Origin of the sequence: Tsukamurella paurometabola, assembly GCF_900631615.1 — a bacterium.
Taxonomy (GTDB): Bacteria; Actinomycetota; Actinomycetes; order Mycobacteriales; family Mycobacteriaceae; genus Tsukamurella; species Tsukamurella paurometabola_A.
In genome coordinates, this window is record NZ_LR131273.1 from 320516 (window position 1) to 344691 (window position 24176).

At 73.2% G+C, this 24176-nt stretch carries 19 protein-coding genes; 4 read left to right on the forward strand and 15 right to left on the reverse strand.

Translation table 11 applies throughout. The features are described 5' to 3' along the window. Window positions 1-57 precede the first annotated feature (57 nt). On the reverse strand, window positions 58-1965 hold the full coding sequence (typA, locus tag ELY19_RS01660; protein ID WP_126194649.1) for a translational GTPase TypA: 1908 nt from the start codon (window positions 1963-1965) through the stop codon (window positions 58-60). 183 nt (window positions 1966-2148) lie between these two features. Between typA and ELY19_RS01665 the strand changes: the two genes are divergently transcribed. Beyond that, on the forward strand, window positions 2149-2346 hold the full coding sequence (locus ELY19_RS01665) for a hypothetical protein (RefSeq protein WP_126194650.1): 198 nt from the start codon (window positions 2149-2151) through the stop codon (window positions 2344-2346). 22 nt (window positions 2347-2368) lie between these two features. Here the strand turns inward: ELY19_RS01665 and ELY19_RS01670 are convergent, their stop codons facing one another. From ELY19_RS01670 to mgrA, 3 genes are read right to left on the reverse strand one after another with little or no spacing between them, the layout of a single operon-like run. Beyond that, window positions 2369-3124, reverse strand: a complete 756-nt coding sequence (locus ELY19_RS01670; RefSeq protein ID WP_126194651.1) for a DUF8817 family protein — start codon at window positions 3122-3124, stop codon at window positions 2369-2371. Window positions 3125-3149: 25 nt separating this feature from the next. Next, complete coding sequence (locus tag ELY19_RS23315) at window positions 3150-3878, reverse strand: TetR/AcrR family transcriptional regulator (RefSeq protein ID WP_164711484.1); 729 nt, start codon at window positions 3876-3878, stop codon at window positions 3150-3152. Then, the gene (gene mgrA / locus ELY19_RS01680) at window positions 3875-4942 is read right to left on the reverse strand and encodes an L-glyceraldehyde 3-phosphate reductase (protein ID WP_227967116.1); all 1068 of its coding nucleotides are present in this window, start codon (window positions 4940-4942) and stop codon (window positions 3875-3877) included. The genes ELY19_RS23315 and mgrA overlap by 4 nt, the downstream gene beginning before the upstream one ends. Window positions 4943-4992: 50 nt before the next feature. Between mgrA and ELY19_RS01685 the strand changes: the two genes are divergently transcribed. Further along, window positions 4993-5991 (forward strand): cation diffusion facilitator family transporter, encoded by a 999-nt coding sequence (locus tag ELY19_RS01685; protein WP_126194652.1) that lies wholly within the window; start codon window positions 4993-4995, stop codon window positions 5989-5991. A gap of 14 nt (window positions 5992-6005) precedes the next feature. Here ELY19_RS01685 and ELY19_RS01690 read toward each other — a convergent pair whose 3' ends face one another. From ELY19_RS01690 to ELY19_RS01710, 5 genes are read right to left on the reverse strand one after another with little or no spacing between them, the layout of a single operon-like run. Then, entirely contained in the window at window positions 6006-7952 is a 1947-nt protein-coding gene (locus ELY19_RS01690; RefSeq protein ID WP_126194653.1) for a GMC family oxidoreductase, read from the reverse strand. A gap of 4 nt (window positions 7953-7956) precedes the next feature. Then, window positions 7957-8997 (reverse strand): ABC transporter ATP-binding protein, encoded by a 1041-nt coding sequence (locus ELY19_RS01695; protein WP_126194654.1) that lies wholly within the window; start codon window positions 8995-8997, stop codon window positions 7957-7959. Window positions 8998-9037: 40 nt separating this feature from the next. Beyond that, a complete protein-coding gene (locus tag ELY19_RS01700) occupies window positions 9038-10648 on the reverse strand; it encodes an ABC transporter permease (protein ID WP_126194655.1) in 1611 nt (536 codons plus the stop codon). A 23-nt stretch (window positions 10649-10671) separates the two neighbouring features. After that, window positions 10672-11736, reverse strand: a complete 1065-nt coding sequence (locus ELY19_RS01705) for a thiamine ABC transporter substrate-binding protein (RefSeq protein WP_126194656.1) — start codon at window positions 11734-11736, stop codon at window positions 10672-10674. Between the two features lie 4 nt (window positions 11737-11740). Continuing rightward, entirely contained in the window at window positions 11741-13051 is a 1311-nt protein-coding gene (locus ELY19_RS01710; RefSeq protein ID WP_126194657.1) for a glycosyltransferase 87 family protein, read from the reverse strand. 57 nt (window positions 13052-13108) lie between these two features. Here ELY19_RS01710 and ELY19_RS01715 point away from each other — a divergent pair, with 57 nt between their 5' ends. Continuing rightward, complete coding sequence (locus ELY19_RS01715) at window positions 13109-13873, forward strand: CPBP family intramembrane glutamic endopeptidase (protein ID WP_126194658.1); 765 nt, start codon at window positions 13109-13111, stop codon at window positions 13871-13873. 190 nt (window positions 13874-14063) lie between these two features. Here the strand turns inward: ELY19_RS01715 and ELY19_RS01720 are convergent, their stop codons facing one another. Then, window positions 14064-14990 (reverse strand): hypothetical protein, encoded by a 927-nt coding sequence (locus tag ELY19_RS01720; RefSeq protein WP_126194659.1) that lies wholly within the window; start codon window positions 14988-14990, stop codon window positions 14064-14066. Window positions 14991-15237: 247 nt separating this feature from the next. Next, the gene (locus ELY19_RS01725) at window positions 15238-16458 is read right to left on the reverse strand and encodes an MFS transporter (protein ID WP_126194660.1); all 1221 of its coding nucleotides are present in this window, start codon (window positions 16456-16458) and stop codon (window positions 15238-15240) included. 50 nt (window positions 16459-16508) lie between these two features. On the opposite strand from ELY19_RS01725, the gene ELY19_RS01730 reads away from it, so the two are divergent. After that, window positions 16509-17534, forward strand: a complete 1026-nt coding sequence (locus ELY19_RS01730) for a LacI family DNA-binding transcriptional regulator (RefSeq protein WP_126194661.1) — start codon at window positions 16509-16511, stop codon at window positions 17532-17534. Here ELY19_RS01730 and ELY19_RS01735 read toward each other — a convergent pair. From ELY19_RS01735 to ELY19_RS01750, 4 genes are read right to left on the reverse strand one after another with little or no spacing between them, the layout of a single operon-like run. Then, the gene (locus ELY19_RS01735; protein ID WP_126194662.1) at window positions 17522-18850 is read right to left on the reverse strand and encodes a WS/DGAT/MGAT family O-acyltransferase; all 1329 of its coding nucleotides are present in this window, start codon (window positions 18848-18850) and stop codon (window positions 17522-17524) included. The genes ELY19_RS01730 and ELY19_RS01735 overlap by 13 nt on opposite strands. After that, window positions 18847-19752 (reverse strand): ROK family protein, encoded by a 906-nt coding sequence (locus tag ELY19_RS01740; protein ID WP_126194663.1) that lies wholly within the window; start codon window positions 19750-19752, stop codon window positions 18847-18849. Before ELY19_RS01740 ends, ELY19_RS01735 begins: the two co-directional genes overlap by 4 nt. Beyond that, the gene (gene glgP, locus ELY19_RS01745; protein ID WP_126194664.1) at window positions 19749-22214 is read right to left on the reverse strand and encodes an alpha-glucan family phosphorylase; all 2466 of its coding nucleotides are present in this window, start codon (window positions 22212-22214) and stop codon (window positions 19749-19751) included. The genes ELY19_RS01740 and glgP overlap by 4 nt, the downstream gene beginning before the upstream one ends. 50 nt (window positions 22215-22264) lie before the next feature. After that, window positions 22265-24016, reverse strand: a complete 1752-nt coding sequence (locus tag ELY19_RS01750; RefSeq protein ID WP_227967123.1) for a 2-isopropylmalate synthase — start codon at window positions 24014-24016, stop codon at window positions 22265-22267. Window positions 24017-24176 lie beyond the last annotated feature (160 nt).

The window sequence follows — 24176 nt, forward strand, 5'->3', positions numbered from 1 at the left end:
CGAAGTCCACTCCGCCCGACGGTCACCGTCGGGTCACGTCACCGCGACCGAGGGCGGTCAGCCCGCGGCCTGGTCCCGCGACTTGGCGCGCGACCGCTCGCGGGCGCGCTCGGTGGCGTTCAGGTGCACCTTACGCACCCGAACCACCTCGGGGGTCACCTCGACGCACTCGTCGGCGGCGCAGAACTCCATCGCGGCCTCGAGCTCCAGCTTGATGGGCTTGGCGAGGGTCTCCATCACGTCGGCGGAGGACTGACGCATGTTGGTCAGCTTCTTCTCCTTGGTCACGTTGATGTCGAGGTCCTCGGCGCGCGGGTTGATGCCCACGACCATGCCCTCGTAGGTGTCGGCGCCGGGCTCGACGAAGAAGGTGCCGCGGTCCGCGAGCTGGATCATCGCGAACGGCGTCACGGTGCCCTGGCGGTCGGAGACCAGCGAGCCGGTGTGGCGGGCGCGGATCTCGCCGGCCCACGGCGCGTACTCGTGGAAGACGGCGTTCGCGATGCCGGTGCCGCGGGTCTCGGTGAGGAAGTCCGTCCGGAAGCCGATGAGGCCGCGCGACGGGACGACGAATTCCATGCGGACCCAACCGGCGCCCTGGTTCGCCATGGTCTCCATGCGGCCGCGGCGGTTCGCGAGCAGCTGGGTGACGGAGCCGAGGTACTCCTCGGGCACGTCGACCGTCAGGTGCTCGTAGGGCTCGTGCACCTTGCCGTCGATCTTCTGGGTGACCACCTGCGGCTTGCCGACGGTGAGCTCGAAGCCCTCGCGGCGCATCTGCTCGACGAGGATGGCCAGGGCCAGCTCGCCGCGGCCCTGCACCTCCCACTGGTCCGGCTTACCGATGTCCATGACCTTGAGCGAGACGTTGCCGATGAGCTCGGAGTCGAGGCGCGACTTGACCATGCGGGCGGTCAGCTTGTGGCCCGACACCTTGCCGACGAGCGGCGACGTGTTGGTGCCGATGGTGACCGAGATGGCGGGCTGGTCGACGGTGATCCGCGGCAGCGCGACGGGGTTCTCCACGTCGGCGAGGGTGTCGCCGATCATGATCTCGGGGAAGCCCGCGACGGCCACGATGTCGCCGGCGACGGCCTCCTCCGCGGGCTTGCGCTCGACGCCCTCGGTCGCGAGCAGCTCGGTGACCTTGGCGTTGGTGACCACGGGCTCGCCGTCGACCTCGCGCATCCAGGCCACGGTCTGGCCCTTGCGCAGCGTGCCGTTGTGGATGCGGACCAGCGCGAGGCGGCCGAGGAACGCCGAGGCGTCGAGGTTGGTCACGTGGGCCTGCAGCGGGGCCTCGGCATCGCCCTTGGGCGCGGGGATGTGGTCGTGCAGGATCTGGAACAGCTCGTCGAGGTTCTCGGCGTCCGGGACGGCGCCGTTGGCGGGCGCGGTGGTCGATGCCTTGCCCTCGCGGCCGGAGGCGTAGATCACGGGCAGCCCGAGCGCGAGCTCGGCGGCTTCCGCGGCCTCGTCGGACAGGTCGGAGGCGAGGTCCAGCAGCAGGTCCTGGGCCTCGGTGACGACCTCCTCGATGCGGGCGTCGGGGCGGTCGGTCTTGTTCACGACCAGGATCACGGGCAGCGACGCGGCGAGCGCCTTGCGCAGCACGAAGCGGGTCTGCGGGAGCGGGCCCTCGGAGGCGTCGACGAGCAGGACGACGCCGTCGACCATGGACAGGCCGCGCTCGACCTCGCCGCCGAAGTCGGCGTGGCCCGGGGTGTCGATCACGTTGATGACGGTGGTGGTGCCATCGGCGTTGACACGATGCACGGCCGTGTTCTTCGCCAGGATGGTGATGCCCTTCTCCTTCTCCAGGTCGCCCGAGTCCATGACCCGGTCGACCAGTTCGGCGCGCTCGCCGAACGCGCCGGACTGCCGCAGCATGGCGTCGACCAGAGTGGTCTTCCCGTGGTCGACGTGCGCGACGATGGCGACGTTGCGGAAGCTGGGCTGAGCCACTGTGGTTCTCCTGTGAGGTGATCGTGCGCGCCGCGGCGGTCGGTGGTCCGTGGGCGCGTCGAAGGGGGCGTGCGGACACGCCTGGTCGTGACCAGGTTACTTCCCGGAGGCCCGCGGAGCCGCATCGTGACCGCCGGATGTGACGGTTGGCATCCCACGCTTAGGTTGCGCTAACCTACTTGTGTGAGTAAGACCAAGGCGCACAAGCTCGTGGGCAGCAAGCCCAAGAAGAAGTGCTGCCGCAAGAAGACGCGGTGCCTCAAGTGCCCCGTGGTGATCCACAAGCTCAACCGGATGGCCGCGCACGGCGCCACCAAGAAGGAACTCGAGAAGTCCCTGAAGACGGTGCGCGCCAACCCCGATCGCACGCGCGTCGCCTGATGCCGCGGGTGCCGTCGCGGCGCTACGTATCCCCGCCGGCCGTGCGGTTCTCCCCGTCACCTGCGCGATCCTCCGCGGCGCCGGCCAGCATCGCCCGGAGCGCGGCCGGATCGGCCGCGGTCGCGACCGCGACCTCCCGTTGCTCCGCCGTCACCGGCAGCGCTCGCCACTCCCCCGCCAGCGCGGCCACGTCCGCCGCGCGCCCCGCCGCGGGCGCGATCTCGAGCAGGAAGGCCAGGGCCAGCGCCCGGTCGGCGTCGGTGTCGCCCTCCTTGGGGCGCCGCAGCGCCGAGGTCAGCGCGCGGTACGCCGCGGCGTCGTCGTTCTTGAAGCCGCTGAGGATCCGGGCGTTGTCGAGCGCCTTCGCCAGTCCCGAGAGCTCCTTCCCGCCGCCGTAATCGAACTCCGGCTCGTCCTTCTGGATCACCAGCAGCTGGTTCCCCGACGGATCGACGAGGGTGAACCGCGTGGCGCCGGGGCGGAAGCGGGTCAGCCGCGGCTCGCCGGAGGCGGGCACCCTGCCCAGCAGCCCCTTGATCGCGGCCTTGAACGCCGCGTGCTCGGCGGCCACGTCGTCGACCAGCAGCAGGCAGGTCCCCGTGTCGTCCGCGTCGCGGGCGAACCGCCCGAAGTGGACGTCCGCACCGTCGCGCCGGAACGCGAGGTACAGGTACGGGCGCACCTGGTAGTCGATGCACTCGAATCCGAGGGCCGAGTAGAAGTCGCGGAGGGACTCGGGGTCGACGCAGGGCAGCACGGGGACGGCGATGGTGGGCACGGCGCCAGGCTAGTGCGGAATCCGGTCAGTTCCTGTCCGACGGTGCGGTCACCAGCAGGTTCGTCAGCACGGAGGTCAACACGCGCACCAGCTCGGCGGGGTCGGACCGATCCTCGGCGTACTGCCACCAGGCGAGGACGAATTCGTTGACCGAGGGGATGAAGGCCGCATGCACCCACGGCGCGACCGGGCGCGCGCCGGCCGCCTCCGCCGCCGCGCGGATGGTCCGCGCCCACTGGTCGCGGTTGGCCAGGCGGTAGGCCTCCAGTTCGGCGCTCACGCCCACGACCTCGACGAGCGCGACCCGCAGCCCGCGCGGGTCCGCGAGGATCGCCTCGATGTAGGCCGTCAGGCCCCGCGCGACCAGGGGCGCGACGGCACCGTCGCCCGTGCCCGCTGCGGGTGCCCCCTCCGCCAGGGCGGCGGCCACGGCCGCGCGCCCCCGGTCGTGGACGGCGGTGTAGAGGTGCCGCAGCAGGGCCTCGCGGTCGGCGAACTGTTCGTAGAAGTGGCGCCGCGAGACCTTCGCCCGCTCGCACACGTCGGCGACCGTCGTCTGCTGGTACCCGGCGGTGGCGAACAGTTCCAGCCCCGCCTCCTCCAGCCGGGCGAGGCGCTCCGCGTGCCGTGTCCGGGCATCGGCGCCGCCGTACAGCCGCCCGGCGGAGTCGTGCCGGCCGGTGTCCCGCCCGCCGGCAGCGGCCGCACGGGCGTCACGGGGTGCGCCGGCCGCACCCGGTCTCGCGGCGGTCACGGCGTCGAGGCGGTGGCGCCCCACCAGATGTTCACGTCGCCGTCCACGGCGAACTCGTCGATCGCGGTCAGCTCGTCGGGGGTGAACTCGAGGTTCGCGACGGCGCCCACGCTGTCCTCGAGCTGCGCGACGCTGGACGCGCCGATCAACGCGGAGGTCACCGCCGGCGACCGGAGCACCCAGGCGATGGCCATCTGCGCGAGGGTCTGGCCGCGGTCGGCGGCGATGCCCGCGAGCCCCCGCACGCGCGCGAGGTTCTCCTCGGAGAGCATGCCGCCCGAGAGGCTCTTGCCCGCCGCGGCGCGGGAGTCCTCCGGCACGCCGCCGAGGTAGCGGTCGGTGAGCAGGCCCTGCGCCAGCGGCGAGAACGCGATGACGCCCATTCCCTCGGCGGCGGTGGTCTCCAGTAGCGAGGGGCCGGTGCCGGTCTCCCCGCCGCGCTCGATCCAGCGGTTGAGCATCGAGTACGACGGCTGGTGGATGAGCAGCGGCGTGCCGAGGTCGCGCATGATCTCCTGCGCCCGCGCGGTGAGCTCCGCGCTGTACGACGAGATGCCCACGTACAGCGCCCGTCCCGAGGTGACGGCGGTGTGCAGCGCGCCCATGGTCTCCTCGAGCGGCGTCTCGGGATCGGGCCGGTGACTGTAGAAGATGTCCACGTGGTCGAGGCCCATCCGCCGCAGGGACTGGTCCAGCGAGGACAGCAGGTACTTGCGGGAGCCGCCGAAGCCGTAGGGGCCGGGCTGCATGTCCCATCCCGCCTTCGAGGAGATGATCAGCTGGTCGCGGTAGGGCCGGAAGTCCTCGGCGAACAGGGTGCCGAAGTTCCGCTCCGCGCTGCCGGGCGGCGGGCCGTAGTTGTTCGCGAGGTCGAAGTGGGTCACGCCCAGGTCGAAGGCTCGGCGCAGGATGTCGCGCTGGGTCTGCAGCGGCTTGTCGTCGCCGAAGTTGTGCCAGAGGCCGAGCGAGACAGCCGGGAGCCGCAGGCCCGACGCGCCCACCCGCCGGTACGGCATCGCCTCGTAGCGACGGTCGTCGGCGGCGTACGGATCGAATGCACCCATGCCCCCCATCATGCCCGGCGCACGGCATCGCCGGGCCTACGATCAGCAGCATGAGCGACGAGGCGGCGGACGATTCCCAGGACGAGAGCCTGCTGACGGTGCTCATCGCCTTCGGCGCGAACGTGCTGATCGCGGTGGCGAAGTCGGTCGCCGCGGTGGTGACCGGCTCGGCGGCGATGGTGGCGGAGGCGGCGCACTCGTGGGCCGACACGGGCAACGAGGTCTTCCTGCTCATCGGCGCGAAGCGCGCGAGCAAGCCCGCCGACGAGGCGCACCCGTTCGGGTACGGGCGCTCGGGCTACGTGTGGTCGATGTTCGCGGCCTTCGGCCTGTTCAGCGTGGGTGCCGCGGTGTCGGTGTGGCACGGCATCTCCTCCCTCGGCGCGCCCGAGGAGGCCACGGATTACGGCTGGGGTTACGCCGTCCTGGCCATTTCCTTCGTCCTCGAGGGCACCTCGTTCCTGCAGGCACTGCGCCAGACCAAGGAGGGCGCACAGGAGCGGATGCTGCACCCGCTGCGGTACGTGCGGGTCACGTCGAACCCCGTGCTGCGCTCGGTCTTCGCGGAGGACCTCAGCGCGCTCATCGGCATCGTCATCGCCGCGGCCGCGATGGCGCTGCACCAGATCACGGGCAATCCGGTGTGGGACGCGATCGGTTCGATCCTCGTCGGCATCCTGCTGGGCTTCGTCGCGGTCTTCCTGATCCGGCGGAACATGGATTTCCTCACCGGTGAGGAGGCGACGCCGCTCGCCCGCAACCGCATGCTGGAGGCCCTGCTCGCGCACCCGGACGTCAAGCAGGTCAGCTTCCTGCACATGGAGTGGGTCGGCGCCGACCGCCTGTTCCTCGTCGCCGCCGTCGACCTCGAGGGCGACCTGCCGGAATCGCAGGTCGCGGCCCGCCTGGCGGCGATCGCGGACGACATGAACCGGATTCCCCGCATCCAGCGGGCGCTGTTCACCCTCACCCGGCCCGGTGACCCGACCCGCCTGTCCACGGAGCCGCTCCCGGACTGGTACCTGCCCGAGGACGAACGCCGGCCGTAGCGCGCGGGCCTGCGCTACGTGAGTCGCGCCGCGAGCCGGGTCGCGTTCATGTGCGCGATGGCCTCGATGGAGATCATGGGGTTCACGCCGCTCGGCGTGGGGAAGCAGGAGGCGTCCGCGACCACGAGGTTCGGCACCTCCCAGGTCGCGCCGTCCGGATCCGTCGCGGAGGTCTCGCGGCTACCGCCCATCGCGGCGGTGCCCATGATGTGCAGAGCGATCATCGAGCACCGGGCGGGCGCGTAGCCCTCGCGCTGCGCGGCGGCGGCGAAGTCGTCGAGCGGCCCCGGCAGGTCCGCGGCCACCCGGTTCTGGTGCGAACTGCGCACCGATGTCGCACCCGCGGCGGCGAGGATCTCGGCCGCGCCCACCACGCCGCGCTGCATGTGCGCGGCGTCGTGCGCGTTCAGGCGGTAGCGCACGACGGGCTCACCGTCGCGCCCGACGGTGACCCGACCGCTCCCGGTGTCGCGGACGATGACGCCCACCTGCACGGTGTGCCGCAGCGCCCGCATGTCGGCGGCGTGGCGGGCCGCGGAGTGCCACGGCTGGAACAGGGTGATCGCGCCGGGGCTGGCGGGCCCGGTCTCGTAGATGACGCCGTAGCCGTCGCCGTCGAGGTCGGCGTGTTCGGTGGAGTAGCGGGTCTGCAGGCCGCCCTCCCAGGGCCGCACGTCCTCGTCGAAGACGCCGGCGACGGCCGTCACGGGGTGCAGCCGCAGGTTCGCGCCGATCCGCTTGTTCCGCAGGCCCGAGCGGCGCAGCAGGGGCGGGGTCTGCAGGGAGCCCGCTGCCACGACGACGGCCCTCGCCGCGACGGTGACGGGGGCACCGTCGGGCCCGACGGCCTCGACGCCGGTGGCGCGGCCCCGTTCGACGACGACCCGCCGCACCTCGACGCCGACGGCGATCCGGGCACCGTCGTCGGCGGCGTCCTGCAGCCAGGTCTTGGCCGTGGACTGTTTGGCGCCGATCCGGCAGCCGTAGCCGCAGCGCCCGCATTCGACGCCCTGGTCGCAGCCGAGCACGTTGCGGGGCATCGCATCGCACTGCCAGCCCAGGGCGGTGAGCCCGCGTTCGAGGATCGCATCGCGCGACGAGGCGGCGCCGTGCTCGGTGTTCACGCCGAGCCGGCGCTGCACGGCGTGGAGGGAGCGGGTGAACTCGTCGCCGGCGAACTGCCGCGCCCCGTGCGCGGCCCACTCCGCGCGCACGCGATCGGGGGTCGCGAACGACGTGGACCAGTTGACGACGGTACCGCCGCCGAGCGTGCCGCCCGCCATGAACGAGGAGACCTGCCCCTCGGCCGAGACCGCGGGGGCGCCGGCGTACAGCGTGGTGAGCGATTCCAGCTCGCCGCGACCGAAGTCGCGATCGTCGTGGTAGCCGCCGCGTTCGAGCACCAGCACGTCGAGTCCGGCGGCGGCCAGCACGGCCGCCGCGGTGCCGCCGCCCGCACCGGAGCCCACGACCACGACGTCGGCCGTGAGGTGCGTGCCGCCCGCCGGGATCGCCAGCGGCCGCAGCGGCGGCTCGGGTGCGTCGGGCAGCGGTCCGGGGGCCTCGGGGTAGCCGATCGCCGCGCGGGCGGCGATGGCGTCGGGGGCGATGTAGTAGGAGCCGATGAGCAGCGAGCGCAGCCCCTGGAAGACGGCGCGCACGGGTGCGAGCGAGTGGGCGCCCCAGGTCAGTAGGGCCTCCTCGCGCCGGGCGTGCGGCAGCGCGGAGAACCGCCGCGGTCCGATGCCGGTGACCAGGCCGAAGCCGCGGGTGTCCCAGAGGTCGAGGAAGGCCTTCAGCTCGCGCAGCTCGCGGGGCAGCATCTTGTGCTGCGCGGTGCGCGAGACCGAGGCGAGGAAGTCGATGTCGCGGGCACCGGGTACGCCGTCGCCGCCGGGGACCAGGGTGTCGGCGATCGAGAGCAGCGCGCGGGCCTGGCGCGGGGTGAAGACGTCGGTCACCGGACTATCCGATCACGGCGATGCGGCGCGGGTTGAGCGCGACGCGCACGATCTCGCCGTCCGCGGGCGCGGTGTCGCCGAGGGCGTCGACGAGCAGTTCGCCGTCGTCGGTGTCGACGGCGGCGGTGATCCGCACCCCGTCGGCGGTGGGCACGGAGCCCGTGACCCGGGCCGGCACCCCGTGGGCCTGGATCACGACGGACCCCGGGCGCAGGCCCAGCCGGAACCGGCCGTCGGGGCAGTCGACGAGCACCTGCCCCAGCGCTGACGTGGCCTGCAGGTCCTTGACCTGCGCGTCCACCAGCACCGAGTAGCCGAGGAACCGGGCGACGTCGGGCGTGCGGGGCCGCCGCCACAGCCGGGCGGGCCGGTCGACCTGGGCGAGTTCACCGGCGTCGAGGACGGCGACGGTGTCGGCCAGCTCGACGGCCTCGTCGTGGTCGTGGGTCACGATGAGCGCGGGCGTTCCGGTCTCGCGCAGGATCCGCCGCAGGTCGCCCACGAGGCGGTCGCGCAGTTGCCGGTCGAGCGCGGACAGCGGCTCGTCGAGCAGCAGGAGCCGGGGTTCGGGCGCCAGTGCACGGGCCAGCGCGACGCGTTGCTGCTGCCCGCCGGACAGCTCCCCGACGGGCCGCGCGCCCATCCCCGGCAGGCCGACGAGTTCCAGCAGTTCCTCCACGCGGGCGCTCGCCGCGGCCCGCGCCCAGTGGTGGCGCTGCAGGCCGTAGCGGATGTTGCCGGCCACGTCGCGGTGCCCGAACAGCTGCCCGTCCTGGAAGACGACTCCGAAGCCGCGCCGGTGGGTCGGCACGTCGGCGAGGTCCTCGCCGTCCCACAGGATCCGGCCGGCGGCCAGCGGTTCGAGACCCGCGACGGCGCGCAGCAGGGTGGACTTGCCGCAGCCCGACGGGCCGAGCAGCGCGGTCACGGCACTTCCGCCGCCCGTGGCCGCACCCGCCACCGCCCCGTCGCCGACGGTGAGCGAGACGTCCCGCACGGCCGTCCGGTCGCCGTAGCGCACCGAGACCCGGTCGATGGTCAGCACCGTCGGCCCCCTCCCCTGTTCTCGCATCCTCGGATCCGCATCAGAACTCGGCCCGCCCGATGTCGTCGCGGCGCAGCGCCTCCACGGCGCCGATCACCGCCACGGTCGCGGCGATGAGCAGCACCGAGCACGAGGCGGCGAGCGCCGCGTCGGACCAGCCGGGACGGCCGGAGATCCGGCCGATCAGCACCGGCAGCGTCATCTGCTCGGGCCGGACCAGGAAGCTCGCGGCCCCGAACTCCCCCAGCGTAACGACGTAGGCGAAGCCGGCGGCCACGGCCACCGAGCGGCTGATGACCGGCAGGTCGACGGAGGTGAAGACGCGCAGCGGCGAGGCACCGAGCACGGCGGCCGCCTGCCGTTGCCGCGGGTCGACGGCGCCGAGTGCGGGCACCAGCACGCGCACCACCAGCGGCAGCGCGACGAGGGCCTGGACGAACGGCAGCACCGCGGGCGACTCCCGGACCGCGGGCAGCGACTGCAGCGCGAGGAGGTAGCCGAAGCCGAGCGTCACCGCGCTCACGCCGAGCGGCAGCATGACCACGGCGTCGGCGAATCTGCTCAGCAGCCCCCGGGACCGGGAGATCGCCACCGCAGCGAGCCCGCCGACCAGCAGCGCGATCGCGCCCGCTTGCGCGGCCGTCACCAGCGACATCAGCAGCGCCTTCGCCGGCACGACCCCACCGAAGTCGCTGGTGAGCCGCCGGTAGGCGTCGAGGCTCAGCGCGCCCGACGGGTCGGGACGCAGCGAGCGCAGCAGCAGGGCGCCGAGTGGGAAGAGCAGCAGCACGACGCTCACGGGTACGCCGGCGAGCACCGCGAGCCGGGCGCGCCCGACGGGTCGGCGAGGGTCGACCCGCGCGGCCGCCGAGGGCCGCGAGACCCGCACGCGCAGCGCGCCGCTCAGGGCGACGGCGAGCACCACGATGACGATCTGGACCAGGGCCAGCAGCGCGGCGGTACGCAGGTCGAAGGCGCCGACCACCTCCTGGTAGACGGCGGTCTCCAGGGTGCGCAGCCGGCTGCCGCCGACCACGAGGACGATGCCGAAGCTGGTCGCGCAGAACAGGAAGACCACGGACGCGGCGGAGGCCACCGCGGGCAGCAGCGCGGGCGCGGTCGCGGTGAGGAACGCGCGGACCGGGCCGGCGCCCAGGGTGCGCGCGGCCTGTTCGGCGCGCGGGTCGACGGCCGACCACACGCCGCCGACGATCCGCGCGACGACCGAGACGTTGAAGTAGGCGTGCGCGAGCAGGACCGCCCACACGGTCTCGGAGAGGCCGAGGAAGCCGAGGCCGCCGCCGGGCGCGAAGAGGGTGCGGAAGGCGACGCCGACCACGACGGTCGGCAGGACGAAGGGCACCGTCGCCACCACGCGCAGGAGCCACTGTCCCCGGAACCGGACCCGCGCGGTGAGCCACGCGAGCGGCAGCCCGAGCGCCACCGTCAGCAGCGTCGACGCCGCGGCCTGCCAGAGGGTGAACCAGACCAGCCCCGGGCCGCCCGCCCCGGTGAAGCCCTCCCACAGTCCGACACCGTCGGACGAGAGCCCCCGCGCGACGATCGCGGCGACGGGCCAGAGGAAGAACACCGCGACGAACAGCAGCGGGGCGGCCAGCAGCGCGAGCCGACCGCGCGAGGGTGACGTCACGGCGCCCCGCAACGACAGCGGAGTCACCGCCCCATCAGCTGGCGCCACTGCCGCACCCAGCCGTCGCGCTCGTCCGCGAGGCGGTCGGCGGGCAGGGTCGAGGCCCTCGGCGGCACGGGGGCGTACTTCTCCCAGGTCTCGGGCAGCGCGACGCCGCGGGTGACGGGGTAGACGTACATCTCGTCGGGGATGGTGGCCTGCGCCGCGGGCGAGAGCAGGAAGTCGATGAGCTTGCGCGCGCCGTCGGGGTTCTTGGTGCCGCGCAGCACGCCCGCGTACTCGACCTGCCGGAAGCAGGTGTCCAGGAGTGCCTTGGTCGGCGGCGCTGCCCCGTCCTTGCCCACCTCGGCGGCGGGCGAGCTGGCGTACGAGACGACGATGGGCTTGGGCCCCTTGCCCGACGAGCCGGAGAAGTCGGTGGAGTACGCGGTCGTCCAGTTCGGGCTGACGGCGACGTCGTTGGCGCGCAGCGAGCGCCAGTAGTCCTGCCAGCCGTCGCCGAGCGTCGCGACGGTGCCGGCCAGGAAGGCCATGCCGGGCGACGCGGTCTCCGGGTTCTGCACGACGGTCAGGCCGCGGTACTCGGGCTTCGCCAGGTCCTGGTAGGTGACCGGCTCGGGCAGGTTCCTGTCCTTGAAGTACCGGGTGTCGATGTTGACGCACACGTCGCCGAAGTCGATCGCGGTGAGCTGCGGCATGCCCGCGAGCGCGTACTCCTGCGCGCCGTTCGCGGCGGCCGGCGAGACGTACTCGTCGAAGACGCCGGCGCGCACGGGCCGGGCCGCGTAGGTGTTGTCCACGCCGAACGCGACGTCGCCGGGCGGGTTCCCCGGGGTCAGCGCCAGCTTGGTGGCGAGCTCGCCGCCGTCGCCCAGCTCGACGGTCTTGATCGCGAGCCCGGTCTGCTTCGTGAAGTCGGCCAGGACGTCCTGCGGCAGATGGAAGCTCGAGTGCGTCACCAGGGTCACGGTCCCGGTGGCCGACGGTGCGCCGCTCTCCGCCGACGGTGCAGTGCTGGTCGCGCAGGCGCTGGTCGCGAGGGTCGCCGCCGTGAGGATCGCCAGGCCGAACCGGCCGAGGTTGGTCATCCGCTCAGACTAGTGCGTCCAGCCGTCGCCGCTGCGCGAGGATCAGCCCGACCAGAACGGCGGCGGCGAGCACGCCCGGCGCCATGAAGAGGGCCCAGACCGGGCCGTCCTCGATCCCGATCACGGCGAGGCCCTTGCGCAGGAAGTGCACCCCGATGTAGCCGAACACCGCGGTGACCGCCGCGACCCGGGTCGCCCACGGGGTGAAGGCATCGCCCGGGCTGCGGAAGTCGGCGCCGCCGCCGGGGCCGAGCGGGCCGTGCACCACCCAGATCAGCAGCGGAACGATCCACACGAAGTGATGGATCCAGGAGATCGGCGAGGAGAGCAGGCCCAGGAACTGGACCAGGACCAGGGTGATGAGGGCGTCGCCGCGGCGCACGACCCACCACGCCGCGAACAGGAGGATCGCGGCCACGGCGACCGCGACGATCCAGGCGGGCCCGGTGCCCACGTCGTGCCCGGCGAACCGCGAGACGGCGCCGCGCAGCGCCTGGTTGTCGGGCTTGGCGGGGTCGCCGATGGGGCCGGTGTCGCCGAGCAGCACCGTGAAGTAGCGGCGGGTCTCCGAGGGCAGGATCAGGTAGCTGATCCCGACGGTGGCGGCGAACGTCACGCCGGAGAAGACGGCCGCCCACACCCGGCCGCGGGCGAGCAGGAACAGCCCACCCACCGCGGGCGTGAGCTTGATCCCGGCGGCGAGCCCGATGAGGAAGCCGGAGGCACCGTCGACCTTCTCGGGCCTGAGCGCGAGCGCGGGGCGGGGCGCGACGCGGGCCACGAGGTACGCGGCCCACACGCCGAAGGTCATGAGGACCACGTTGATCTGGCCGTAGTCGAGGTTGGTGCGCACGGGGTCGATCCAGAGCGCGGCCGCGGTCCACGCCAGGGGCAGCTCGCGCGGCACGTCGCCCAGGCGCGACGGTGCGCCGCGCCCCGCGGCGAGGATGGCCAGGCACATCCGGATGACCAGGAACAGCAGGCCCGCGGTGAGCGCCACCCAGCCGACCGCGACCACCGGGAACGGGAGGAACTTCAGCGGGTAGAAGAACAGGGCGGCGAAGGGCGGGTAGGTGAAGGGCAGCGGCTGTTGCGGGGTGTAGTCGCGGAGCGCGAAGTCGTAGAGCCCGCCGTCGGCGGTCACCCGCTGGGCGGCCTCGTAGTAGACCCGCAGGTCGACGAAGTTGAAGTTGTGCTGTCCGGCGAGGATCCACACGATCCGGGCGCCGAGGGCCACGAGGAAGAGGGGCAGCGCGGCACGCCGGAGACCGCTCGCGGGACCGCCCACGGCGGACGAGCTGCGGTCCTTGGTCACGGGTGGACACCTTAGCGATGCTCACACCCGTTGCGCGAACCGCCGCGCATCTGGACCATGGAGCGGGTGACTGCAGCACAGACGACCGCCCCCGACCACTCCGCCCTGCGCTCGGCGGTGTCGGGAGCACGCGCGATCGTCGACGTCGGCGTCGTCGTCGCGGTGCTGGTCGCGACCAACCTGGTCGCGCATTTCACGGGCAGCTGGGCCGCCCTGCTGGCGGTTCCGGTGTCCGCGGTGCTGCTCATCGCCATCGCCCGGCACCGGGGCCTGGACTGGCACGAGCTGGGCCTCGGGCGCGAGCACTGGCGTTCCGGCGCGAAGTACGCCGCCGCGGCCGTGTTCGTGGTGGCGACGGTGATCGTGATCGGCGCGCTCATGCCGGTCACGCGCGGCCTGTTCCTCAACGACCGCTACGCCACGTTCTCGACCGCGATCATCGCGTCGATGGTGATCATCCCGCTGCAGACGGTGATCCCCGAGGAGCTCGCCTTCCGTGGCGCGCTGCACGGCACCCTGTCGCGCGCGATGCGCTTCCGCTGGGTGGTGGTCACGGGGTCGCTGCTCTTCGGTTTCTGGCACATCGCCTCGTCGCTGGGCCTGACCAGCGGCAACGCCGGCCTGACCAAGATCCTCGGCGCCGGCCCGCTGGCGCAGGTCCTCGGTATCGCGGGCGCCGTGGTCGCGACCGCCTTCGCGGGCTGGGTGTTCACCTGGCTCCGCTCCCGCAGCGGCTCCCTCATCGCTCCCATCGCCCTGCATTGGTGCCTCAACGGCGCGGGCGCTCTCGCCGCCGCCTTCGCCTGGCAGCTCCTGCGCTGACCCGCGCCGTCGCGCCCGCTCGCTGCGCTCGTGGCTCTCTCCCTAGCGGGACTGCCGTCTCCCTAGGTCCATGGACATGGGGAATGCACGACACGCCAGGGCGCAGCACGTCCCGCTAGGGAGATCGGACGGTGCCGGCGAGGCCGAGCAGGCATTCCCGCGAGGGGGCGTCCGACGGTGCCTGCGGGTGTCAGCCGGGGAACCGCGGGATCGATTCGATCACGCCAGTGTTGAACATCTGCGTGGTCAGGATCGAGTAGAACCGCTTCCGGTCGAGCAGGTCCTCCCACTTCCAGTGGCACACGGTGATCCCGATTGTGGCGAAGTCGCTGTCGCGTCGTTGCTCGTACCGGCGACGGTCCGCGTCCGAGCGGTACTTGTCCTCCCCGTCGAACTCCCCGACGAGCCTGCCCCAGCAGAAGTCGACGTGGTACGTCCGCCCCCTGATCCGGAACGTGCGCTGCAACTGCGGTGCCGGCAGCTTCCACTGGATCATCCGAGCCCGCGACCACGACTCCCCCGCGGATTCGCTGCCCTCCACGGAGTCCGCGAGCGCGCGCATCACGGTTTCGCTACCCGTCCGCCTGCCGAGCGCGGTCACCACCCGCACCAGCTCCGCGAGCGGCACCGTCGGACGATCCGAGGGCGTGGGCACCCGCGGGACCCGCCGCGCAGCGTCGATGAGGACGAGGGCCTGCTCGTAGTCGCCCGCCATCGCACAGTCGATCGCCGTCCGGGCGAGCGAGGTGACCCGGATCCCGTCGAGGACCGTCACGTCCTCGGGCGGCAACGGTCGTGGGTGGACGTGCCGCTTCCCGCTGACCAGACCTCCTTTGTGGCGATCGTCGATCGTGGTGTGCACCCGGGAGTGGTCGGGCCTGAGCACGGGCAGCCCCCAGAGGACCGCGGCACTCTGGTGGCTGATCACTCCCCATCCCCCGACGGTGCCGGCCGCCCGCACCATCCGCTCGTACTCGATCCACGCCTCCCCGACGGACGCATCGGTGTAGATCGTCGGCCACAGCATCCGCAATTTCTTGGCCCGGATCGCCTGCCTGATCCCGTTGCGCGTCCACCCCTGCGCGAGCAGCAGATCGCGCGTCATCAGTTCCCCCATGGAGCCGATGCTGCCGCTCCGGCGCCTCCCGCCTGCCGGGCCGAGCCGCCGAATCGGCCGTCCAATCCACAGGACCGCGGTCATCCACAGGCGCTCGCGCTCCGCCCCGCGCACGTTCTTCCCTAGCGGGGCGGCGGCCTCCCCATGGCCATGGACCTGGGGAATGCACGACGCGCCATGGCGATGCACGTCCCGCTAGGGGAGGGCCCGACGGTGGCGGCGCTCGCGAGGGCCCCGCGTGCGCGCCTCAGCCCGCGCTCGACGGTGCCTGCGCCTCCGGCTCGCGCGCCGCGGGTGCCACGGCGACGGCCACGGCGACCGCCACGAGCACCAGGATCAGTGCGTAGAGCAGCGTCACGTACTCACCCAGCGCGCCGATGATCGGCGGGCCGGCGAGGAACGAGAGGTAGCCGATCGTCGAGACCACCGATACGCGCGCCGCCGCCATGCGCGGGTCGTCGGCCGCGGCGGACATTCCGACGGGGAAGCCGAGCGAGGCGCCGAGGCCCCACAGCGCGACGCCCACGTAGGCCGCGGAGGTCGGGCCGAAGATCACCAGCGACAGGCCGACGAACGCGAGGCCGCCGCAGGCCCGCAGCGTGCGTACCCGCCCGAACCGGTCGAGCACGCGTGTGCCGGCGAACCGGCCGATGGTCATGAACGTGACGAAGACCGCGAAGGTCAGGGCGCCGACGGTCTTCGACGTGCCGTGGTCGTCGACCATCGCCAGGGCCAGCCAGTCGTTCGCGCTGCCCTCGGTGAGCGCCATGCCCAGCACCATGAGGCCGATGAGCAGCGTGCGGGGCTCGCGCCAGACGGCGAGGCGCTCGCGGCGCGAGACCGGCGCGTGATCGTCGGCGTCGTGCGCCTCGTACGGAACGTGCCGCAGGGCGAACCACCCGGCGGCGAGCAGGACGCCGTTCACCACCAGCAGGTGCGGCAGCAGGGGCACGTGGGCGGCCTGGGCCGCGGCCGCGGTGAGCGCGCCGGCGACGGTGCCCAGGGAGAATCCGGCGTGGAAGGCGGGCATCACGGTGCGCCCCAGGGCACGCTCGTTCTCCGCGCCGGAGAGGTTCATGCACACGTCGGTGATGCCGTGCGAGAGCCCGACGAGGATCAGCGGCAGCAGCGTGAAGGCGTAGTTCCCGGACTGCGCACCCGCCGCGGCGGCGATCATCGTGACGCCGAGCGCGGGCAGGGTCACCGCGAGCACGCGGCGCGCCCCGAAGCGGGCGGCCAGCGCCCCGGAGCCGACGAGCCCCACGACGGAGCCGACCGCGAGGCCGAAGGTCAGGAGCGCCACCTGCAGGGTGGTCGCGCGAAGGTCGTCGCGCACCTGGGGCAGTCGCCCGATGTAGCTGGCGAAGGTGAGCCCGCTGAGCGCGAAGATCACGAAGACGCCGTTGCGCCAGGCGAGCACCGAGCCCCCTGCCGCACCCGTCTTCTGCTCCTGGAAATCCACGCTCACCGCTCAACCCTTCGAAACGTTTCGATTGCTGCTTGCTAGGCTAAGTCCCCATGACACGCGGGTCAAACCGAATAACGCTGGTGCACGTCGCCGAGGCGGCGGGCGTCTCGCTGTCCACGGCCTCGCACGCCTTCGGCGTCGACAAGCCCATCAGCGATGCCACCCGCGCCCGGGTCCTCGCCGCCGCGGCGGACCTCGGCTACGAGGGGCCGGACCCGCGCGCCCGGTCGCTGCGCAGCGGACGGACCGACATCATCGGCGTCCAGGTGGACGACGAGGCCGGCCGCGCCTTCCGCGATCCCGTGATCATCGGCATCCTCGACGGGGTGTCCGCGGCGCTGGCCGCGAGCCCCACGTCCGTCCTGTTGCTGCCCGACTCCCTCCCGGAGGAGCGCCTGCGAACGCTGCCCGTCGACGGTGTCGTCGCCGCCGGCTGCTCCCCCGCCCTCGAGTCGCTGCGCGCGGCGATGGCGAAGCGCTCGATCCCGGTCGTCACGGCCGGCAATCAGGTCGACGCCATCGGCAGCGTCGGCGTGGAGAACCGCGCGGCCACGACCCGGCTCACGGACCACCTGCGCGCGCTCGGCCACAGCGCGGTCGGCGTGGTCCGGCTCCGGCACGGCGACGTGGAGCGGGCCCGGACGGCGGCGGCCCTCGCCGCGTTCCCGGGGGCGCCCGTCGTCGTCTCCACCGACAGCACGATCGACGAGGGCTTCCGCGCGGGCGGCGAACTCCTCGACGGCGCCGGGACCGACGCGAGCGGGCCGGATCGATTCCGGTACGCCCCGACCGCCGTCATCGCGCAGTCGGATCTCCTGGCCGCGGGGGTGATCCGCGCCGCCGAGGCCAGAGGGTTGCGCGTCCCGGAGGATCTCTCGGTCGTCGGATTCGACGGTGTCCGGGTCGACGGCTTCGACCGCTCGCTCACCACGATCCGCCAGCCGATCGTCGAGATGGGCCGGCGGGCCGCCCAGGCCGTTCTCGCCGCCCAGGAGGGTGCGCCGCTGCCGACCCTCGCGTTGCCGGTCGACCTCGTGATCGGCGATACCACCGGGCCGGCGCCTCAGCGCGCCTGAGCCACCTCGTCCAGCGCCGCCGCGAGCAGGTCCGCGTACGCGTCCGGATCCGGGACGGCGGTCCTACTGCTGGTGGCCGACACCGTCACCGTCTCGCCGAGTCCGTGCACGCCGTGGGTGAGGCCCATCGCCGGCGAGAGCGCCGGGAACCCCGCCGTGAACACCGATCTGCCGCCGAGGAGTTCCAGGTCCGCCGGGCCGCGGTGCACGCTGGAGAGGACCGTCGCGCCCGCCATCGTCTCCGGAACGACGGTCGGGTCGAAGGAGCGCACGCCGAGCACCGTCAGGGCCGACGGTGCCGCATCCTCCGCCGCGCCCACGATGCGCCACAGGGGACTCGCCGCGCGCTCGCGCGCCGCGGAGAGCGCCGCGGCGATGAGGCCGGCGCGCTCCGCCGTGGGCGCGCCCGGGTACAGCGGCACGGAGACGTTGCCGAACGCGTTGCGCTCGCCGTGCCGTCGTTCGCGCGCCACCATCACCTCGGCGGACAGTTCCGCCGGCACCGCGCCGCCGCGCGACCGGAGGTACCGCTCCACCGCGAGCGAGATCGCCGCCAGCGCGGTCACGGTGACGGTGCGCTCGGCGCGTAGGAGTCCGGTGTCGCGCACCAGCATCCGCACGTCCCGGGTCGTGTCGGGCGGGGCGTTGAGGAGGGTGCGCGGGCAGCCTGGGGCCGCGGGCGGCAATGCGCCGTCGCGCGTGCGCCTGTCGATGGCGGCCCGCGCCCGCGGGGCGAGCGCGCCGAGCGCCACCGTCCGCCCCAGCGCGACGGGAAGTCCCAGCACGCCGCGCACGGCACGCAGGGGGCCGGGCAGCGGCCGGAAGACGGGCGCCTCCACCGGGTCCCCGGGACCGAACAGCGCGCGGGCGATCTCGGCGGACCGCCTCCCGTCCGCGAGGGCGTGTGCGATCTGGAGGACGACGACCGTCGCCGGGCCGGTGCACCGCGGCGCGCCCGCCACATGCGGGAAGACGTGCAGCCGCCAGGGCGCGACGGTCGCGTCCACCTGCCGCGCGAACAGCCGGGCGACCGCGGCGGGCACCGCGTCCCAGGTGCGCGCGACGCCCTCCCGGACGTCGGCCACCGCGCTCGGCGCCCACGCCGGATGCTCGAGATCGCCGGGAGCGGGGGCGATCCGCAGCCGCAGGTCCGTCACGGAGGGCACGCGCGCCAGGACGGCGTCGGCCACCCGAGCGGCCGACGGTGCCGGTCCCGCGCCGTGGTCGAAGCAGTACAGGAGGAACTGGTCGCTCGGGATCACCGCGGACGCCCAGTAGGTGCGAGCGTCGCGCGGGGAGAGCAACCCGTCGGTCACGGCAGCAGGTCCCGCCGGTACACGAGCGCGGCCGCGCCGACGAGTGGGGCGTCACCCCCGAGGCCCGCGGGCACCACGCGCGCGCCGGCCACGTAGGGCAGCGGGTGCGCGGCGACCGCGGCCTGCACGAGGTCCACGAAATCGTCGGCGACGCGGGTGAACCCGCCGCCGAGGACGACGACGGAGACGGGCACCAGCGCCACGGCGCTGCCGATCCCCTGGCCGACGGCGGCGGCGCACCGTCGGACCGCGGCAACGGCGATGGCGTCCCCGGCGCGGTAGGCGGCGCCGAGGTCCTCCCCCGTCTCGCCGGTGAAACCCTGCGTGCGCGCCCACTCCACGGTGTGCGGGCCGGAGGCGACGGATTCGAGCATGGTGGTGCGGCCGAGGGATTCGCTGCCGGTGTACCCCGACAGTTCCACCTGGCCGATGTGTCCCGCGTTGCCCACCAGCGCACGGCCGCCCACGACGAAACCGCCGCCGATACCGGTGGAGACCACCATGCCGAGGGCGTCGTCGTGGCCGCGGGCGGCACCGAGCCAGTGCTCGCCGAGGACGATCGCCACCCCGTCGCGGCGGAACTCGACGGGAAGTCCGCCGGCGGCGTCCGCGACGAGGTCCCGCAGCGGGAAGCCGTGCAACGCCTCGAGGTTGATCGGCGACGTGGTGCCGGCCGCGTCGTCGACCGGCCCTGCGGCCGCGAGGCCCACGCCCTCGACCGGCCCGTCCGCGGCGGCCAGCGCGTCGCGCACGACGCCGGCGATCGCGGCCTCGAGCCGGGCCGTCGTCGCCTCCGGTCCGGTCGGGGCGCGATGCCGCGACGCCTCGACGACGGTGCCGTCCTCCTCCACGAGCGCGGCCGCCACCTTGGTGCCGCCGAGGTCCACCGCCAGTACCGTCATCGTGCGTACCGCACGAGGCCGAGTTCGGCGGGGCCGGTGAGCAACCGGTGCTGCGGGAGCACCCGCACCGCGTAGCCGAACCGGCCCACCTGCCCGGGCAGCACGGCCCGGTAGCGCTCCCCGTCGAAGTGCAGGCGGACGGCGCGGCCGTCCACGATCTCCCCGGCCTCGTCGACACCGCCGATCACCGCCTCGACGCGGACGTCGCCGTCCTCCAGCGCGCCCAGTGCGATGTCGGCGGCGATCTCCACGCCCTCGGGCAGCACGGCGGCGGCGGTCTCGCCGACGCGCACCCCGTCCCACCCGGAGCGGACCTTCTCGATGTACTCGACGAGTTCGCCGATGGCGGGCCGGGTCGAGCGGGCGGACCGTGCGGCGGGGCGGTAGTACTGGGTGGCGTACTCGCGGACCATCCGGTCGGCGGAGACCTCCGGCGCGGTGGACGAGAGGGTGTGCCGTACCTTCGCGAGCCAGCGCGGGGGCGCGTCGTCGGTGTCGCGGCGGTCGTAGAAGGCGGGCACCACGTCGTGCTCGAGCAGGTCGTAGAGGGCGTCGGCCTCGATGTCGTCGCGGCGGCCCGGGTCCACGCCCACGGCGGACGGGATGGCCCAGCCGTTGTTCCCGTCGTAGAGCTCGTCCCACCACCCGTCGAGCACGGAGAGGTTGAGGCCGCCGTTCATCGCGCTCTTCATGCCCGACGTGCCGCAGGCCTCCAGGGGGCGCAGCGGGTTGTTCAGCCACACGTCGCAGCCGTGGTACAGGTACCCGGCCATCCCGATGGAGTAGTTGGGCAGGAAGGCGATCCGGTGTCGCAGCGTACGGTCGTCGGTGAAGTGCAGCAGCTGCTGCAGCAGGCGCTTGCCCTCGTCGTCGTGCGGGTGGCTCTTGCCGGCGATGACCACCTGGACGGGGCGGTCGGGGTCCAACAGCAGCGCCCGCAGGCGCTCGGGGTCGCGCAGCATCAGGGTGAGCCGCTTGTAGGTGGAGACGCGGCGGGCGAAGCCGATGGTGAGGACCTCGGGGTCGAACATCCGGTCCGTCCAGCCGAGTTCGGCGTCGACGGCGCCGCGCTCGCGCCACGCCGCGCGGGTCCGGGTGCGCACCTCGTCGACGAGGCGGTGCCGCAGCACGGTGCGCAGGCGCCACAGGGCGTCGTCGGGCATGGAGAGGGGGTCGGTCGCGCGTTCGGCGACGAGGCGGTCGGCCCACGTGCCGTGGTGCACGCCGTTGGTGACCGAGCCGATGGGGACCTCGGCGGGCTCGAAGCCCGGCCACAGCCCGGCGAACATCTCCCGGCTCACGGCCCCGTGCAGTTTCGAGACGCCGTTCGCGCGCTGGGCGAGCCGGAATCCCATGTGGGCCATGTTGAAGACACCGGGGTCGGCCTCGGCGCCGAGCGCGATGACCTCGTCCAGCGGGACCGTGGGCAGGAGCGAGCACATCTGGCCGCCGTCGCCGAAGTAGCGGCGCACGAGGTCCACCGGGAACCGGTCGATGCCCGCGGGCACCGGGGTGTGGGTGGTGAAGACGGTGGCGGTTCGGGCCAGCGTCTTCGCCTCGGCGTAGGTCAGCTCCTCGGTGGCCATGAGTTCGCGGATCCGCTCGAGGCCGAGGAAGCCGGCGTGGCCCTCGTTCGCGTGGAAGACCTCGACGCCGGGATGGCCGGTGAGGTCGCAGAACGCGCGAGCTGCGCGGACGCCGCCGATGCCGAGCAGGATCTCCTGGCGCAGTCGGTGTTCCGCGTCGCCGCCGTACAGGCGGTCGGTGACGCCGCGCAGGTCGGGATCGTTGTTCTCGATGTCGGTGTCCATGAGCAGCAGCGGGATCCGGCCGACATCGGCCCGCCACACGGCGGCGCTGAGCACCCGACCTTCGAGTGGCACCGAGACCACCAGCTGCTGGCCGCCGGAGAGCGTCACGGGCCGCAGCGGCAGCTGCCCCGGGTCCAGTTCGGGGTAGGCCTCGAGTTGCCAGCCGTCGGCGGAGAGGGACTGCTGGAAGTAGCCGTGCCGGTACAGCAGCCCGAGCGCGATCAGCGGGAGCCCCAGGTCCGAGGCGGCCTTGAGGTGGTCGCCGGCGAGCACGCCGAGGCCGCCGGAGTAGTTCGGCAGCGTCTGGCTCACGCCGAACTCCATCGAGAAGTACGCGATCCCCTTCGCGCCGTCCTTGAGCTCGTCGGCCCAGGCGGGGCGCGTGAGGTAGTCGTTCAGGTCCGCGTGGAGTGCGCGGACCAGCGCGGCGAACTCGGGGTCGGAGCCCAGCGCAGCGACCCGGTCCTGATCCGCGCCGCGGAGCGCCGCGAGCGGGTCGCGGGTGGCCGCCCACACCTCGGGCGCGACGGTGGAGAACAGGTCCTGGGTGGGTCCGTGCCACACCCAGCGCAGGTTGCGCGCGAGGTCGGCGAGCGGCGCGAGCGACTCGGGGTAGGCGGGCTCGACGGTGAAGGTTCCTTCTGCGTGCACGCCTACCGACCCTATTGGTTGCCCGCGCCGCCCGCGACGTTACCGGCGGGTCACGTGGCCTGCGCCGCGCCGATCACGGCGGCGGCGGTCGCGGCCAGCACGGAGCGATCGCGGCCCATGCTCCAGCGCACCTCGCCGCCGCGGCGGTACTCCAGCAGCGTCAGGGCCTCCGCGTCGTCGCCGCGGCCGAGCGCCGTCTGGTGCAGCGCGAGGACGTCGAGCTTCGCGTCGTGCTCGGCCAGCGCCGCGACGAGCGCCTCGACGGGGCCGGCACCGTCCACCACGGTGCGGTGCGGCGCGCCGTCGACGCGCAGTCCCACGGTCACGCGGCTGCCGTCAGCGGTCTCCTCGACGACGCAGTCGGCGAGCTCGAACCGGCCGGCTCCGGCCCGGTAGGCCCGCTCGAAGACCGCCCACAGCGCCGCGGTGTCCATCTCCGCGCCGTGCTCGTCGGCGTGCGCCTGGACGTGGCGCGCGAAGTCGATCTGCAGGCGCCGCGGCAGTTCCAGTCCCAGGTCGCGCTCCAGCAGGTAGGCCATGCCGCCCTTGCCGGACTGGGAGTTGACCCGGATGACGGCGTCGTAGGTCCGGCCGATGTCGGCGGGGTCCACGGGCAGGTACGGCACGCGCCATTCGATCTCGCGCTCGGCGCGCCCCTCGGCCGCGGCGCGGGCGCGGTGTTCGGCGAAGCCCTTCTTGATCGCGTCCTGGTGGGTGCCGCTGAAGGCCGTGTGCACGAGATCGCCGACGTACGGGTGCCGATCGTGCACGGCGATCCCGTTGCACGCCTCGACGGTTCGCCGCACCTCATCGATGTCGGAGAAGTCCACCATCGGGTCGATGCCCTGCGCGAACATGTTCAGGGCCAATGTCGCCAGGTCCACGTTGCCGGTGCGCTCGCCGTTGCCGAACAGGCAGCCCTCCACGCGCTGCGCGCCGGCGAGCACGGCCAGTTCCGCGCACGCGATGCCGGTCCCGCGGTCGTTGTGCGGGTGCACCGAGAGGATCACGGCCTCGCGCCGGGCGAGGTTGCGGTGCATGTACTCGATCTGGTCGGCGTAGACGTTCGGGGTCGCCACCTCGACGGTGGCGGGGAGATTGAGGATCACCGGTCGCTCGACGGTCGCGTCCCACAGCGTGGTCATCGCGTCACACACCTCGAGCACGTACTCCGGCTCGGTCAGGTTGAACACCTCCGGGGAGAACTCGAAGCGCACGCCGTCGAGGTCGCCCGCGGCGGCCAGCAGATCGCGGCCGCCGTCGAGGATCAGCGACCTCAGCTCGTCCCGGCCCCGGCCCAGCACCACGTCGCGCCAGGTGGGCGCGGTCGCGGTGTACATGTGGATCACCACCTCGTTGCGGATCCCGCGGACGGATTCGACGGTTCGCTCGATGAGGTCCCGGCGCGCGGGCGTGAACACGACGACGGTCACGTCCTCGGGGGCGAGATCGGTCTCCGCGATCAGGCGGACGAAGTCGTAATCGGTCTGCGAGGCGGACGGGTAGCCGACCTCGATCTCCTTGTAGCCCATGGCCGCCATGAGTTCGAAGAAGCGGCGCTTGCGCGCCGGGTCCATGGGTTCGGGCAGAGCCTGGTTGCCGTCGCGCAGGTCGACGGGCACCCACAACGGTGCTGCGGTCAGGCGCCGCGTGGGCCAGGTGCGGTCGGTGAGGGGGACGTCGACGCGCGCGTGGACGTCGCGGTATCGGTGATGCGGCATCTGCGAGCCGCGCTGCCGGTTCCATGCCGGCGCGGCGGCGGGCACGGGTCCATGGGGCGTGTCGATCGTGGGGAAGGGCATGACGTTTCCTTGGTCGGGTCCGGGAGGGCCGGCGCGGATTCCCCACGGCGGGAGGCCGGCCCGAGAATCAGGCCCCGCCGTGGCGCGGAAGGAGAAGGAGGTGGCCGTGCTGCGTCATGGGGACGACCCTAGCACAACTCCTCAGACAAGCTGAGAAGTA